This window comes from Chryseobacterium sp. RU33C, from assembly GCF_900156015.1.
GTDB classification, from domain to species: Bacteria; Bacteroidota; Bacteroidia; order Flavobacteriales; family Weeksellaceae; genus Chryseobacterium; species Chryseobacterium candidae.
The window spans coordinates 1-1,266 of the sequence record NZ_FTMT01000051.1 but is presented as its reverse complement, the minus strand read 5'-3'; the positions used below and the strand labels follow the sequence as shown (position 1 = coordinate 1,266).

The window sequence follows — 1,266 nt, the reverse complement described above, 5'->3', positions numbered from 1 at the left end:
AGAACAATACCCCAATTTTGAATTGGCATTGTCCATTTTTTAGTAGCTTCTTTTAAAGCGAGATACACTGATTTCATGACGGCATCATCTGTAGGAAAAGACATTTTGTTTTTGGTGTATTTTCTGATTTTTCCGTTGAGATTTTCAATTAAATTAGTGGTATAAATGATTTTTCGGATCTCCAAAGGAAATTCAAAAAATACAGTCAGTTCATCCCAATTATTCCGCCAGGATGCAATAGCATAAGAATATTTGCTTTCCCATTTTGCTGCAAAATCACCCAGAGCTGCTTCAGCAGCTTGTTTTGTTGGAGCAGTGTAAATATGCTTCATATCGGCAGAGAACTCTTTCCTGTCTTTCCAAACCACATATTTGCAGGCATTTCTGATTTGATGGACGACACAGATCTGGGTTTGAGATTCAGGAAAAACAGAACGTATGGTCTGGGTAAATCCGTTTAAATTATCGGTGGCAGTGATGAGAATATCCTCTACACCACGGGCCTTTAAATCTGTGAGAACGCCCATCCAGAAAGCTGAACTTTCATTTTTTCCAAGCCACATACCCAAGACTTCTTTTCTACCGTCACGGTTTAATCCCACAGCCAGATAAACTGTTTTATTAATGACTTTGGAGTTTTCCCTTACCTTGAAAACAATGCCATCCATCCAAACAATGAGATATAAATCTTCAAGCGGGCGGTTTTGCCAGCTCACCACTTCACTGGCAACAGCATTGGTGATTCGTGAGATGGTAGAAGTAGAAACTTCAAAATCATACATTTCCTTGATTTGTTCTTCAATATCGCTTACACTCATTCCTTTAGCATAAAATGAGATGATGATATTCTCCAAACCTTCGATGATGTTGTGTCTCTTTGGGACTAATGCAGGTTCAAAACTGCCTTCTCTATCTCGGGGAACTTTAATTTCAGATTCGCCAAATGAGGATTTTATCTTCTTGGTCCCGTGGCCGTTTCTGTAATTTCCAGTGATGGATTTCTGATGCTTTTCATTATCCAAATGGGTGTCCAATTCTGCATCAAGCATATGTTCTACAGCTCGTTTATGCATTTCTTTGAAGAAAGAGGTTAAGTCTTCTCCATTTTTAAAGGACTTATAGAAATCCTTGTTGTTTAATAAGTCTTCTTTGTCTATCATAACTATGTAATGGTTAAAAATAATAAAAAGTTATTTCCGTAAAATTTTTTGAGCTATGAGGGCTCAAAATTTTCCAGAATAACTTTTTAACTTACACAGTTAGTGA

At 37.0% G+C, this 1,266-nt stretch carries 1 protein-coding gene; it reads right to left on the bottom strand.

The genetic code is table 11. From position 1 onward, the window contains the following. Positions 1-1,160, bottom strand: a 1,160-nt coding sequence (locus tag BW946_RS20990; protein WP_076598024.1) for an IS256 family transposase, incomplete at its 3' end; no start/stop codon positions are given. Positions 1,161-1,266 lie beyond the last annotated feature (106 nt).